The following is a 14523-nucleotide window of genomic DNA, read 5'->3' on the forward strand; positions in this document are numbered from 1 at the left end:
TTGATAGCGGTGGGGCATGCTCCTGACCCCCCACAGCCAGGCCACCACCCCCATCCGTCGCCGGACCGCCGCCGCCCTGCTCACCTCGGCCGTCTCCGTCTGTCTCGTCGCCGCGAGCGCCCCCGTCGTCCCGCTCGGCGTCGGCGACCGCCTCTTCCCCTACCTCGGCAACCCGGGCTACGACGTGGTGTCGTACGACCTCGCCTTCACCTACCCCGGCAACAACAGCGAGCCGATGGCGGCCGTCACCACCCTTGACGCCTGGACGACCGCCGACCTGGACCGCGTCAACCTGGACTTCGCCCACGGCAAGGTCGAGTCGGTCGAGGTCGACGGCGACCCCGCAGAGTTCCGCTCCGCGGGCGAGGACCTGGTGATCACACCCGAGGACTCGGTGCCGGACGGCACCTGGATGCGGATCACCGTGCGGCACACCAGTGACCCCGTGCCCGCCAAGGGCCGGGAGGGCGGCTGGGTGCGCACGGCGGACGGCCTCGCCATGGCCAACCAGGCCGACGCGGCGCACCTGGTGTTCCCCTGCAACGACCACCCCTCCGACAAGGCGATGTTCACCTTCCGGGTCACCGCGCCCGACGGTCACACGGCCGTCGCGGGCGGCCTGCCCGCCGGAGTGGAGAAGTCCGGCGGGTCCACGACCTGGACCTACCGCACCCAGCACCCCATGGCCACCGAGCTCGCCCAGGTCTCCATCGGCCGCTCCACGGTCTTGCACCGCACCGGCCCGCACGGCCTGCCCCTACGGGACGTCGTCCCGACCCGTGACCGCGAAGCACTCGAACCCTGGCTGGAGAAGACCCCCGGCCAGATCGCCTGGATGGAGAGCAAGGTCGGCCGCTACCCGTTCGAGACGTACGGCCTGCTCGTGGCCGACGTCTCCACCGGCTTCGAACTGGAGACCCAGACGCTCTCGCTCTTCGAACGGGAACTCTTCACCGACCCGGTCTACCCCCCGTGGTACGTCGAGTCGATCATGGTCCACGAGGTGGCCCACCAGTGGTTCGGCAACAGCGTCACCCCCCGCACCTGGTCCGATCTGTGGCTCAACGAGGGGCACGCCACCTGGTACGAGGCGCTGTACGCCGAGGAGCAGGCCGGCAAGCCGATGCGGGACCGGATGAAGGCCGCCTACGGCGCCTCCGACCGCTGGCGCGCCGCCGGCGGGCCCCCCGCCGCCCCCAAGGCTCCCGATCCCGCCCGCAAGACCGGCATTTTCCGGCCCAACGTCTACGACGGGGCCGCACTCGTCCTGTACGCCCTGCGCCAGGAGATCGGCCGCCCGGCCTTCGAACGCCTGCAACGCGCCTGGGTCGTCCGTCACCAGGACGACACGGCCACCACGGAGGACTTCGTCCGGCTCGCCACCGAGATCTCCGGGCGTGACCTCGACGGCTTCTTCCAGGACTGGCTGTACGGCGAGAAGACTCCGCCGATGCCGGGCCACCCGGACTGGAAGCCGGAGACGCCCGCGAAGCCGCAGGCGCCGGCAGAGAAGTCGCAGGCCCCGGCGAAGCAGGCCCCAGCGGCGAGGACGCCCGCCCGATAACCCGGTGACGAGACGCCCCGTGCCGTGCGAACATCTTCAGGTCGGCGCGGTACGGGGTGCCGGGAATCTCCCGGACCGCCCGCGCGTTGCAGACAGTGAACGGCTTCCCATCTACGTAAGGATCCAATGACCTCCTCTTCTTCCTTTTCCCAGGACTCCAAGCGCTTCGCGCACAGCCACCCCGATGGTTTTCGGGCCGATGCCCTGATGGAAGAGGACGTCGCCTGGAGCCACGAGATCGACGGAGAGCGGGACGGCGACCAGTTCGACCGCTCCGACCGCGCGGCCCTGCGCCGTGTGGCGGGCCTCTCCACCGAACTCGAGGACGTCACCGAGGTCGAGTACCGCCAGCTCCGTCTGGAGCGGGTCGTCCTCGTCGGCGTCTGGACCTCGGGAACCGTGCAGGACGCGGAGAACTCCCTCGCGGAGCTCGCCGCCCTCGCGGAGACGGCCGGTGCGCTGGTGCTCGACGGCGTCACCCAGCGCCGTGACAAGCCCGACGCGGCCACATACATCGGCTCCGGCAAGGCCGAGGAACTGCGCGACATCGTCGTCGAGACGGGCGCGGACACCGTCATCTGCGACGGTGAGCTCAGCCCCGGCCAGCTGATCCACCTCGAGGACGTCGTCAAGGTCAAGGTCATCGACCGTACGGCCCTGATCCTCGACATCTTCGCCCAGCACGCCAAGTCCCGAGAGGGCAAGGCGCAGGTCGCCCTCGCGCAGATGCAGTACATGCTGCCGCGACTGCGCGGCTGGGGCCAGTCGCTGTCCCGGCAGATGGGCGGCGGCAAGGGCGGCGGCCTCGCCACCCGTGGTCCCGGTGAGACCAAGATCGAGACGGACCGGCGCCGGATCCGCGAGAAGATGGCGAAGATGCGCCGGGAGATCGCGGAGATGAAGACCGGCCGCGAGATCAAGCGCCAGGAGCGCAAGCGCCACAAGGTGCCGTCCGTCGCCATCGCGGGCTACACCAACGCCGGCAAGTCCTCGCTGCTCAACCGCCTCACGGGCGCAGGCGTGCTGGTCGAGAACGCCCTGTTCGCCACCCTCGACCCGACCGTGCGCCGGGCCGAGACCCCGAGCGGACGGCTGTACACGCTGGCCGACACGGTCGGGTTCGTGCGCCACCTGCCCCACCACCTGGTCGAGGCGTTCCGCTCCACGATGGAGGAGGTCGGCGAGTCCGACCTGATCCTGCACGTGGTGGACGGTTCGCACCCGTTCCCGGAGGAGCAGCTGGCCGCCGTACGCGAGGTGGTCCGGGACGTCGGCGCCACCGACGTGCCCGAGATCGTCGTGATCAACAAGGCGGACGCGGCCGACCCGCTGACGCTCCAGCGGCTGCTGCGCGTCGAGAAGCGGTCCATCGCCGTCTCGGCCCGCACCGGCCAGGGCATCGAGGAGCTGCTCGCGCTCATCGACAACGAGCTGCCCCGCCCGTCGGTCGAGATCGAGGCGCTCGTGCCGTACACGCACGGCAAGCTGGTCGCCCGTGCCCACGACGAGGGCGAGGTGATCTCCGAGGAGCACACCCCGGAGGGCACCCTGCTCAAGGTGCGGGTGCACGAGGAACTGGCGGCGGAACTCACGCCGTACGTTCCGGCGCCGGCGCTCTGAGCATGCCCCGGGCGGGCGCTCTGAGCTCGACCTGAGCGCGTCCCGCCCGAACGCGAGAAGGCCCGCTCCCTGTTGCCGGGGAGCGGGCCTTCAGCATGCACGGGTCACTGACCGCCGTACGTCTTGCTCATGTTCTGGTACAGCGCCTCGGCGTCGCGGCCCAGCCGCGGACCGGCCAGCCAGGTGTTGTCGGCCGGGCCGATCGAGGTGTTGGAGACCAGCACCGACTTGCCGTTCAGGACCCGGAACCAGCCGCCGCCGGACGAACCGCCGGTCATGTCACAGCCGATGCGGTACATCGTCGGCAGGGACGGGCTGAGCGAGAACCGGCCGGGGATGTCGACGCACTTGAACATCTTCTCGCCGTTGTAGGGCGGCGCGGCCGGGTAGCCCCAGGCGCCCATCTTGGCGGCCTCGGCCGCGGACGGGGCGGAGAAGTCCACGTCCAGCGCGGCGCCGACCGTCTCCTCCAGGGACTTGGCGCCCTGCTCCGGCTTCACGTGCAGCACGGCGTAGTCGTACGCGGCGCCGTCACCGCCGCTCTCCGAACCGCCCTGGATCCACTGGTTCGAGGTCGAGGCCCAGTTCGCCCACCAGTTGCCGTAGGGGGCGACTTCGGCCGGGTTCGCGTTGCTGATCTCCGCCTCGGACTTGCCGAGGTCGTTGTAAGCCGGGACGAACATGATGTTGCGGTACCAGCCGCCGTTGCCGCCCGCGTGCACGCAGTGGCCCGCCGTCCACACCAGGTTGGACTTGCCCGGGTGGTTGACGTCCTTGACGACCGTGCCGGAGCAGACGGCCGGGCCGTCGGGGGAGTCGAAGAAGACCTTGCCGACCGGCGCCGCGTTGCGGTGGTACGGCGTCTTCTCGGCCTGCGCCCGGACAGGTGCCGGATCGGGGTCGCTGACGCCCTGGCCGGCCGACGCGTCCTTTGTCGTGACCGTCTTGTCGGCCTCCTCGGCGGACTGCATCCGCTCCGGCTTCCAGAGGCCCTCGATCACCGGGTTGACGAAGTCCTTGGCGTCAGTGAGCCACTTGTCCTTGTCCCAGTCCTTCCAGCCGCCGTCCTTCCAGCGGTCGACGTCGATCCCGTGCTCCTTGAGCTTGCCCGCGAGATCGGCCGGGATCTCGACCTTGCCGCCGCCGCTGCCGTCCGCGGCGGCCTGCGAGGAGGTGGCGTCGGGCTTGTCGCTCGCCGAGTCCGCCGAACCGCCGCAGGCGGTCGCGGTGAGCGCCAGGGCGGTGACGAGCCCGGCGGCGGCGAGGACCGTGCGCCGCCCGCGCCTTGGTGCGGGCGTACGTGTGGAACGCATGGTGCGGTGACCCCCGTTGTGCGTACGAATTTGGTGCTGGTGCTGGTGCTGGTGCTGGTGCTGGTGCTGGTGCTGGTGCGGGCGGTACGTGCGCATGTCATGGACGTGAGCGTCGGCGTCCCGCGCGACACCCCACTATGCCCGTGGAGTTGAGGGTGTGCCGGGGTGGGGCGGTGAAGGTTCCGCGGGGTGTGCCGCCCCACCGGCGGCGCCGTTCAGCCGGCTGTCACCGGCCGGCGAACTTCTTGCTGACCGAGTCGTACACGCCCTTGGCCACACCGCCCAGGCGCGGTCCGGCCAGCCAGCCCGACGTCACCGGGCCGATCGAGGTGTTGGACACCAGCGCCGGCTTGCCGTCCGAGCCCGTCGCGACCCAGCCGCCGCCCGACGAACCGCCGGTCATGGTGCAGCCGATGCGGTACATCGTCGGATCCGACGCGGTGACCGACAGCCGCCCGGGCCGGTCCTCGCACCGGTACAGCTGCTGCCCGTCGTAGGGCGGCGCGGCCGGGTAGCCGATCGCCGTGATGCTCTTCACCTGCGGCACCGCGGGCGCCTTGAAGTCGACCGGCAGCGCCGAACCGACCATCTCCTCCAGCGACTTGCCGCCGCTGCCCTTCTCCGGCGTCACATGGATGACCGCGAAGTCGTACGCTGCGCCGTCGCCGCCCGTGGAACCGCCCTGCTCGATCCACTGGTCCGAGGTCTGCGCCCAGTCGCCCCACCAGACACCGTAGGGAGCGACGTCCTCACGGGTGGCGTTCTCCAGCTCCTCCACCGGCCTGCCGTCGTCGTTGTACGACGGCACGAACGCGATGTTGCGGTACCAGCCGCCCTTCTTGCCCGCGTGCACGCAGTGGCCCGCCGTCCACACCAGGTTGGACTTGCCCGGGTGCGCCGGGTCCTTCACGACGGTCGCCGAGCAGACCGCCGAGCCCTTGGGGGAGTCGAAGAACACCTTCCCGGCCGTCGGGGCGTTGGCGTGGTACGACGGCGGCACGGCCTGCGCCTCGACCGGCTCGGGCGTCGGGTCGGTCACACCCTGGTCACCGGAGAGGTCGCTGTCGTCGACGCCCTGGTCGGGTTCCTCGGCCTCCCGCATGCGGTCCGGGTTCCAGAGGCCCTCGATGATCGGGTTGATGTACTCGTTGGCCTCGCGCAGCCAGTCGTCCCGGTCCCAGTTCTTCCAGGCGCCGTTCTTCCACTTGTCCACATCGATCCCGTGCTCGCGGAGCCGGTCCCTGATGTCGTCCGGGATCCTGAGCTTGCCGTCGTCGGAGGCGGTGGCGGACGCGGAGGCCTCACCGCCCGCCGCGGCGTCGCCCGACTCGCAGGCGGTGGCGGTCAGCGCGAGCGCCGAGGCGAGGGCCACGGCGGCCAGCACGGGGGAGTTCCTGCGGCCGGCCCTCCCCCCTCGGACGGCATGGGACGACGGCCGTGTGGATCGCATGATCTGACTCCCCCTGATACGGAACGAACGTGGACGAGCCGGCGCTTCGGCCCCGATTCCCGCTGTCGCGCGGGACGTTCGGGACGACCGCACGGTGTCCGGGAACGGCACCACACACTATGCGGTGGCTGTGGGAGTGACCCGACGGGTCCGCAACAGTTCCGTTACGGAAAGGATCTTGAGGCAACCCGTAACCAGGTGAGTGATCCGGGGTTGGTAGCGGAGGGGGGCCTGCTGTCTGTGCGCGGTCCTTTGTGCCCGTGCCCAGTGGGAGGTCAGGGAAGTCGTGGCGGAAAGCACCCATGGGGGTTGTTCGTCAGAGGAGGCCGCTGTGGGGCGTACGCAGGTGAAACCCCCTCCCGGCGAGGCCGTTGGCACCACCGCCCCCACTCCGCGCACCGGGCACGAGTCGATCCTGCGCCGCCAGGCCGCGCGTGAACCTGCCGCCCGGACCTACGCCCGAGCCCTGCCGATCGTTCCGGTGCGGGCCCGGGGACTGACCATCGAGGGTGCGGACGGCCGCCGTTACCTGGACTGCCTCTCCGGCGCCGGCACCCTCGCCCTCGGCCACAACCACCCGGTCGTCCTGGAGGCCGTCCGCAAGGCCCTCGACTCCGGCGCGCCCCTGAACGCCCTCGATCTGGCGACACCCGCGAAGGACGCCTTCCTCACCGAGCTGTATCGCACCCTGCCGTCGGGCCTCGCCGAGCGGGCACGCGTGCGGTTCTGCGGACCGGCCGGGAGCGAAGCCGTCGGGACCGCCTATGCGCTGGTACGCGCGGCGACCGGCCGGAGCGGCCTCCTGGCGTTCACCGGCTCCGGCCTCGGGACTACTGGCAGAACCCTCGACGGAACCTCCGCGGACACCCCGGACACGCGGGTCGCCCGTCTGCCCTACCCGCAGGACTACCGCTGTCCCTTCGGTGTCGGGGGCGAGCACGGCGCCGACCTCGCCGCCCGCTGGACCGAGTCCCTCCTCGACGACCCCGGGCCCCGGGTGCCGCTGCCCGCCGGGATGATCGTCGAGCCCGTGCAGAGTGAGGGCGGTGTGATCCCCGCACCGCACACCTGGCTGCGGCGCATGCGACAGCTCACCGCCGACCGGTCCATCCCGCTGATCGTCGACGAGATCCAGACCGGCGTGGGCCGTACCGGCGCTTTCTGGGCGGTGGAGCACAGCGGCGTGGCCCCCGACGTGATGGTGCTCTCCAAGGCCATCGGCGGCAGCCTGCCCCTGGCCGTCGTGGTCTATCGCGACGACCTCGACATCGGAGAAGCCGGCGCCCCCGTCGGCACCTTCCCCGGCAACCAGCTCGCCATGGCCGCCGGCACGGCGACCCTCGCCCACGTCCGCGAGCACGCCCTCGCCGACCGGGCGGCGACACTGGGGGAGCGCATGCTGGGTCAATTGCGGACTCTCGCCTCGGAGTTCGCGTGCGTGGGGGATGTGCGGGGGAGGGGGCTGATGATCGGGGTCGAGCTGGTGGACCCGGAAGCGGAGGGGGACGCCGGTCTTTCGGGCGCCCCTGTAGCTGCGGAAGGCGGTGTGGAGGCATCGATGATGCCGCGCAGCGGACGCCACCCCCTGCCCGCCGCCCCCGAACTGGCCGCCGCGGTCCAGCAGGAGTGCCTGCGGCGCGGACTCATCGTCGGACTCGGCGGCCGTCACGCCAGCGTCGTGCAACTGCTGCCGCCCCTGATCCTCACCGATGAACAAGCCTCCGCCGTACTGGACCGCCTGGCCGACGCGGTCCTGGCAGCGGCCCGATGCCGTGGGGGTGGCCCGGCAGCCGCACCCTGAGCCGTGGTGAGCTGCTGTGGCACCGGAGTCCGCGCGGTGCCCTCCTGCGGGGTGTCTTCCCTCAGGCGCCTGCCCGCCCTGCGTCCGCCTGCCAGCCCCCTGCCCGCCGGCCTGCTGTACGCGAGCCGGCCGTTTGCCAGGGGTCTGTCTGCCAGTCGCTCAGCGCGTCATGGGCCCATGCGGCCGCAGCCCGCACGATCACAGCCCTCGTACCGCGCAGTACGCCGAGTGAAGCTCCTCGGCCCCCACAGTCCTCACCCGCATGATCCGGACCACCCCATGAGGTACCCGCCGTGAACACCACCCCCCACCCCGACGCACACACCCCGAACGCACACACCCCGACGCCTGGACACGACTCCGTCGGCGCCCGGCCATCGGGGATGTCACCGAACCAGCGGGTCCCTCATCAGCGGCCGATGGCGAAACCTGCCCAGGGGATGAGCGAGGGCCACGGCCCTGACCCCCTGACGCATCCCGACCCGCACACCGTCGCCCAAGCCGCCGCCGTGGAGAACCTGCTCCGCTGCTGGGTACGCGAGACCAACCAATCCGCCCCGGCCGACGGCCTCCTGCGCATCCCCCTGCCCGCCAGCGGCACGGCCCTGTCCGCCCCGGTCCGCTACTGGTCCCCGACGGGCTGGCACCGCTTCGGCCCTCCTCGTCTGGCCGGCGCTCCCGACTGCGCCCCACCGGCCACGCCCTCACGATCGCCGTCCTGCTCACCAGGGAGATGTCCGCAGCCGCCTCCGGCGACGACCGCGTACACGACTCCTTCCCCACGACCGCCCCCAGCTCCGGCACCGCCGGCTTGAGCGGCAGCTCCGAGCTCGTCGCGGGCGTTGCCGACTCCCTCCGACGTGTCGCCGGCTTCATCGCCGCCCGCCGGGAACGGCCGGCCGACGGCCCCGACCTCTTCCTCTCCGCGGAGCAGGCACTCGTCCTCGGACACCCCCTGCACCCGACTCCGAAGAGCCGCGAGGGTCTCTCCGAGCTCCAAGCACCGCTGTACTCGCCCGAGTCGCGCGGCTCCTTCCCTCTGCACTGGATGGCTGTCGCTCCCTCCGTCCTCGCCACCGACTCCTCCTGGACCGAACGCGGCCGCCCCGTCGCGGCCCCCCGGCTCACCGCCCGCCTCGCCGGCCCCGCACCGGCGCTGCCTGACGGATACGCCCTGCTGCCCCTGCACCCCTGGCAGGCACACGAGATCCGGCACCGCCCGGAGACCGCTGCGCTGCTGGACGGCGGACTCCTCCGTGACCTCGGCACCAGCGGCCCTCACTGGCACCCCACCTCCTCCGTACGAACCGTCTACCGCACCCATGCCCCCGCGATGCTCAAGCTCTCCCTGGGCCTGCGCATCACCAACTCCCGCCGCGAGAACCTCCGCAAGGAACTCCATCGAGGCGTCGAGGTTCACCGCCTGCTCCGCAGCGGCCTCGCACAGCAGTGGCGGGCCGTGTACCCGGACTTCGACATCGTCCGGGACCCGGCCTGGCTCGCCGTCGACACACCCGACGGTGCCCCGGTGCCCGGACTGGATGTGGTGATCCGCCACAACCCGTTCGGCCCCTCGGACGATGTCTCCTGTGTCGCCGGCCTCGTCTCGCCGCGTCCGTACTCGTCGACCGCGCCGGAGGACCCGCCAGGGCACCCGGCCGAGCACGACCCGGCTCTGCGGTCCCGGCTGGCCGAGGTAGTCACGCGTCTTGCCCGGCGCACCGGCCGTCCCCGCGGAGCCGTCGCCGCCGAGTGGTTCCTGCGTTACCTCGCGCATGTGGTGCGCCCAGTCCTCTGGCTGGACGGCGAGGCCGGTATCGCCCTGGAGGCACACCAGCAGAACACCCTGCTTCTGCTGGACGCAGACGGCTGGCCCACGGGAGGCCGCTACCGTGACAACCAGGGCTACTACTTCCGCGAGTCCCGGCGCGCGGAGCTCGACACCCGGCTGCCCGGGATCGGAGAGCGGAGCGACACGTTCGTAGGCGACGAGGTCACCGACGAGCGACTCGTGTACTACCTCGCGGTCAACAACGTGTTCGGCCTCATCGGCGCGTTCGGCTCCCAGGGCCTGGCCGACGAGCGGCTGCTGCTCGCCGCCTTCCGCCGCTTCCTCGGACACGCGGCCTCGGGACCGGCCCGACTGCGCACCTCGCTGCCCGCCCGGCTGCTCGACTCACCCGTCCTGCGCTGCAAAGCGAACCTGCTGACCCGGCTGCACGGTCTCGACGAACTCGTCGGGCCGGTAGACAGCCAGTCCGTCTACGTCACCATCGCCAACCCCCTGCACTGCTGACCACCGCCATCGACGCCGACCAGGACTGACCTTCTTTCTCTCATCCCTGAGGACATGCCCCACCCCCTTCCGAGAGGAGCGTTTGGTGCCTTCCTCCGACCCGATCTCGGCGACCGGTATCACCGGTCCCCGTCATGTCCGATGCGGGCTCCGGTACCCGGTCCCGTGCCGTCTCCGGTGCCGGCATCGGATCGGGATCGGCTCCCGGCGCGGTGTCCGGTGAGCATCCGCCCCGGGCGGGCGGGCACAGCGATGACACCACGGACCTGCGGCTCCCGGACGAACTCGTCGCGGTTGACCCGGTTACGGCGGTTGAGGCAGGCGACGGTTTGCGAGGAGTCCGCAGGCGAGACCAGGTCGCGGCGCAACCTTCCGTCCCCGTCGCCACGCCGGGCGCCGCGCCCCGATCCTCTGCCGCCCCCTGCCACGATGATCTCCCCGACGACCTCCTCGACCGCGTCGCCGAATGGGGCCCGGCAGATACGCCCTCAGGGGTGTTCCACCTCGTCCCCGCGCGGATCGAGCGAGATCTTCCGCTCATCAGCCGTTGGATGAACGACCCCGCAGCCGCGGCGTTCTGGGAGCTGTCAGGAGCGCAGGAGGTGACCGAGGACCACCTGCGGACCCAGCTCGCCGGCGACGGGCGCAGCGTTCCGTGCGTCGGCGTACTGGACGGAACACCGATGAGCTACTGGGAGATCTACCGCGCGGATCTCGACCCGCTGGCCCGCCATTACCCGGCCAGGCCCCACGACACGGGGATCCATCTCCTCATCGGTGCGGTAGCAGACCGGAGACGTGGCCTCGGCGGTCTGCTGCTCCGGGCCGTGGCCGATCTCGTTCTTACCGAGCGACCCTCCTGCGCACGCGTCATCGCGGAACCCGACATTCGCAACACCCCCTCCATCGCCGCTTTCCTGACCGCCGGCTTCCGGTTCTCCGCAGAGGTCGACCTGCCCGAGAAGCGGGCCGCCCTCATGGTCCGAGACCGGTCCCTCCGGCTCCGTATGTAGCGCTGTGTCATCGCACCATCACTCATTGAACGCGGCCCGCGCCATGCCAGTTCCCGTCTGCCGCGCAAATCTTCGAGAACCTTTGCCACGACCCCGCCCCGCATCCGGCCACCCACCTACCCCCTCATCCCCAGGAGTCCACGGTCTTGATCCCGTCCCCCGCCCACGCCTTGATCACCCGTTTGTCAGTGCAGGGTCGTAGGGTGGTCGCGCTATGACGAAGCCCTCACTCCCCGAACTCCTGCATGCTGCCGTCACTGCCGTCGGCGGTACGGAGCGCCCCGGTCAGGTGGCCATGGCCGAAGCCGTCGCGGAAGCGATCGACGACGGCTCCCACCTGCTGGTCCAGGCCGGCACCGGTACCGGCAAGTCGCTGGGTTATCTGGTGCCCGCGCTGGCGCACGGGGAGCGGGTCGTCGTCGCGACCGCCACCCTGGCCCTGCAGCGTCAGCTGGTGGAGCGCGACCTGCCGAGAACGGTCGAGTCGCTGCATCCCCTGCTGCGCCGCCGTCCGGAATTCGCGATGCTCAAGGGCCGGTCGAACTACCTCTGCCTGCACCGGCTGCATGAAGGGGTCCCTCAGGACGAGGAGGAGGGTCTCTTCGACCAGTTCGAAGCCGCCGCGCCCACCAGCAAGCTGGGCCAGGACCTGCTGCGGGTGCGCGACTGGGCCGACGAGACCGAGACCGGCGACCGTGACGACCTCACGCCCGGCATCTCGGACCGGGCCTGGGCGCAGGTGTCGGTGTCGTCCAGGGAGTGCCTGGGCGCCTCGAAGTGCGCGTACGGCGCCGAGTGCTTCGCCGAGATGGCCCGCGAGCGTGCCAAGCTCGCCGAGGTCGTCGTCACCAACCACGCGCTGCTCGCGATCGACGCCATCGAAGGCGCCCCGGTCCTCCCGCAGCACGAGGTGCTGATCGTCGACGAGGCTCACGAGCTGGTCTCCCGGGTCACCGGAGTCGCCACCGGCGAGCTCACCCCCGGCCAGGTCAACCGAGCGGTGCGCCGTGCCGCGAAACTCGTCAACGAGAAGGCCGCCGACCAGCTGCAGACCGCCGCCGAGGGTTTCGAGCGGCTGATGGAGCTGGCGCTCCCGGGCCGTCTGGAGGAGATTCCCGAGGACCTCGGCTACGCCCTCATGGCGCTGCGCGACGCGTGCCGCACGGTCATCTCCGGAATCGGCGCGACCCGCGACAAGTCCGTCCAGGACGAGGACGCCGTCCGCAAGCAGGCCCTCGCCTCCGTGGAGAACGTGCACGACGTGGCGGAGCGCATCACGAACGGCTCCGAGTGGGACGTGGTCTGGTACGAGCGCCACGACCGTTTCGGTGCCTCCCTGCGCGTCGCCCCCATGTCCGTCTCCGGACTGCTGCGGGAGAAGCTCTTCGCGGATCGCTCCGTGATCCTGACGTCGGCGACGCTGAAGCTGGGCGGCGACTTCAACGGCGTGGGCGCCTCCCTGGGCCTCGCCCCCGAGGGCACCGAGGGCGACGACGTTCCGCAGTGGAAGGGCATCGACGTCGGCTCGCCCTTCGACTACCGCAAGCAGGGCATCCTGTACGTCGCCAAGCACCTGGCCCGTCCTGCGCGGGACGGCGATCGCGCGGACATGCTCGACGAGCTCACGGAGCTGATCCAGGCGGCAGGCGGCCGCACCCTGGGCCTGTTCTCCTCGATGCGGGGCGCCCAGCTGGCTGCCGAGGAGCTGCGTTCCAGGATCCCCGAGTTTCCGATCCTCCTGCAGGGTGAGGAGACACTCGGGGAGCTGATCAAGAACTTCGCGGCCGACCCCAAGACCTGCCTCTTCGGCACGCTGTCGCTCTGGCAGGGCGTGGATGTTCCGGGGCCCAGCTGCCAGCTGGTCGTCATGGACAAGATTCCGTTCCCGCGCCCTGACGACCCTTTGATGAGTGCCCGCCAGAAGGCCGTGGAGGACGCGGGCGGTAACGGCTTCATGGCGGTCGCCGCCACCCATGCGGCACTCCTCATGGCCCAGGGCGCCGGCCGTCTCGTGCGGGCTTCTGGTGACCGCGGGGTGGTCGCCGTCCTGGACCAGCGTCTGGCGACGGCACGGTACGGGAGTTACCTGAAGGCGTCACTGCCCGATTTCTGGTTCACGACGGACCGTAACCAGGTTCGGAAGTCGCTGGCGGCGATCGACGCGGCTGCCCAGCAGACCTAAGACGCGTGAGTTGTGGGGGTGGACCGACGGTCCACCCGCACAACTCACGCGTGTCCCGACAACCGGTCTTGGACAGCGCAGGGCCCCGGAACCGGCGCAGAGGTCCCGGGGCCCGGTCAGAGGGCGGGCCTGCTGGGCCCACCCGACGCGGTGCGCTGTGTCAGACGCGCCGCAGTACGGCCACCACCTTGCCGAGGATGGTCGCGTCGTCGCCAGGGATCGGCTCGTAGGCCGCGTTGTGCGGCAGGAGCCAGACATGGCCGTCCTCGCGCTTGAAGCGCTTGACGGTGGCTTCGCCGTCGAGCATCGCGGCGACGATGTCGCCGTTCTCCGCGACCGGCTGACGGCGCACCGTGACCCAGTCGCCGTCGCAGATCGCGGCCTCGATCATCGAGTCACCCACGACCTTCAGGACGAACAGCTCACCGTCGCCGACGAGCTGGCGGGGGAGGGGGAAGACGTCCTCGACGGACTCCTCGGCCAGGATCGGGCCACCTGCGGCGATCCGGCCGACCAGCGGGACGTACGACGCGGCCGGCTTGCCCGCTGTGTCCGTGGGCTGGACCGAGGCGGCCTGGTCGGAACCGCGCACCTCGTAGGCGCGCGGGCGGTGCGGGTCACGGCGCAGGAAGCCCTTGCGTTCCAGGGCCATCAGCTGGTGTGCCACGGAGGAGGTGCTGGAGAGGCCGACGGCCTGACCGATCTCGCGCATCGACGGCGGGTAGCCCCGTCGCTGCACGGAGTCCCTGATGACCTCGATCACGCGGCGCTGGCGGTCGGTGAGTCCGGAGCTGTCCGCCCGGATGCCCGGAGGTCGGCCCGGCAGGGAGCGCTTGTGCCCCTCAGGGTTCGTGGCTTCGTTCATCGCATGCACCGGCTCCAGTCGGCCCTGGGAGCGGTCCTGGGCAGCGATGGCGGCACTGTCTGCGGTGGTGGTCACGTCGGCCCCTCTCGATGGTCTCCCTGCAGGACAACGGTAGTTGCTTTCGAAAGGTTGCGCCAAACACACGTTCGAGTGAAAAATCGCGAATCGCCGGACGCGATCATGTGACCGGGTGTATTAGCGGCCGTGCCACCTGGCGGGCAAAAGGGCCCATTGCTGTACTCTTCACCGCCGGGGTGATCACTCGTGGACTGGTGCCCCAGTCTGCCATCCGGCATTCCCCTGCCCCGGGACCAGCCCTCATCTGTGCGGGAGTCCCACGTCCCCTCCTCGCGGCGCCCACGGTATCTCCGCATGTGCCGTGGCGATACGGCTGTGCGGGAACGGATGCGGCCGCGTCC

At 70.9% G+C, this 14523-nt stretch carries 9 protein-coding genes and 1 pseudogene; 7 read left to right on the plus strand and 3 right to left on the minus strand.

Annotated elements, in window-relative coordinates; genetic code table 11:
• Positions 1-16 precede the first annotated feature (16 nt).
• Together HNR57_RS31710 and hflX are read left to right on the plus strand one after the other, a co-directional pair.
• Complete coding sequence (locus tag HNR57_RS31710) at positions 17-1564, plus strand: M1 family metallopeptidase (RefSeq protein WP_184565490.1); 1548 nt, start codon at positions 17-19, stop codon at positions 1562-1564.
• Positions 1565-1690: 126 nt separating this feature from the next.
• Positions 1691-3184 (plus strand): GTPase HflX, encoded by a 1494-nt coding sequence (gene hflX, locus HNR57_RS31715; protein WP_184565492.1) that lies wholly within the window; start codon positions 1691-1693, stop codon positions 3182-3184.
• Between the two features lie 104 nt (positions 3185-3288).
• Here the strand turns inward: hflX and HNR57_RS31720 are convergent, their stop codons facing one another.
• On the minus strand, positions 3289-4497 hold the full coding sequence (locus HNR57_RS31720) for a trypsin-like serine peptidase (protein WP_184565494.1): 1209 nt from the start codon (positions 4495-4497) through the stop codon (positions 3289-3291).
• 6 nt (positions 4498-4503) lie between these two features.
• Here HNR57_RS31720 and HNR57_RS31725 point away from each other — a divergent pair, with 6 nt between their 5' ends.
• Positions 4504-4650, plus strand: coding sequence for a hypothetical protein (locus HNR57_RS31725; RefSeq protein WP_184565496.1), 147 nt, complete (start codon positions 4504-4506; stop codon positions 4648-4650).
• A 73-nt stretch (positions 4651-4723) separates the two neighbouring features.
• Here HNR57_RS31725 and HNR57_RS31730 read toward each other — a convergent pair whose 3' ends face one another.
• On the minus strand, positions 4724-5947 hold the full coding sequence (locus tag HNR57_RS31730; protein ID WP_184565498.1) for a trypsin-like serine peptidase: 1224 nt from the start codon (positions 5945-5947) through the stop codon (positions 4724-4726).
• Between the two features lie 346 nt (positions 5948-6293).
• Here HNR57_RS31730 and HNR57_RS31735 point away from each other — a divergent pair, with 346 nt between their 5' ends.
• The 4 genes and pseudogenes from HNR57_RS31735 to HNR57_RS31750 all read left to right on the plus strand — a co-directional run bounded on the left by HNR57_RS31735 (position 6294) and on the right by HNR57_RS31750 (position 13239).
• Positions 6294-7748: an aminotransferase class III-fold pyridoxal phosphate-dependent enzyme gene (locus HNR57_RS31735; RefSeq protein ID WP_184565673.1), complete on the plus strand. Its 1455-nt coding sequence runs from the start codon at positions 6294-6296 to the stop codon at positions 7746-7748.
• A gap of 293 nt (positions 7749-8041) precedes the next feature.
• Positions 8042-10044: pseudogene (locus HNR57_RS31740) on the plus strand (IucA/IucC family protein).
• Positions 10045-10178: 134 nt separating this feature from the next.
• Complete coding sequence (locus HNR57_RS31745; RefSeq protein ID WP_184565500.1) at positions 10179-11057, plus strand: GNAT family N-acetyltransferase; 879 nt, start codon at positions 10179-10181, stop codon at positions 11055-11057.
• A gap of 214 nt (positions 11058-11271) precedes the next feature.
• On the plus strand, positions 11272-13239 hold the full coding sequence (locus HNR57_RS31750) for an ATP-dependent DNA helicase (RefSeq protein WP_184565502.1): 1968 nt from the start codon (positions 11272-11274) through the stop codon (positions 13237-13239).
• Between the two features lie 160 nt (positions 13240-13399).
• Here HNR57_RS31750 and lexA read toward each other — a convergent pair whose 3' ends face one another.
• The gene (gene lexA, locus HNR57_RS31755; RefSeq protein WP_031108030.1) at positions 13400-14179 is read right to left on the minus strand and encodes a transcriptional repressor LexA; all 780 of its coding nucleotides are present in this window, start codon (positions 14177-14179) and stop codon (positions 13400-13402) included.
• Between the last annotated feature and the right edge of the window lie 344 nt (positions 14180-14523).

This window comes from Streptomyces paradoxus (genome assembly GCF_014202475.1).
In the GTDB taxonomy this organism is placed as follows: Bacteria; Actinomycetota; Actinomycetes; order Streptomycetales; family Streptomycetaceae; genus Streptomyces; species Streptomyces paradoxus.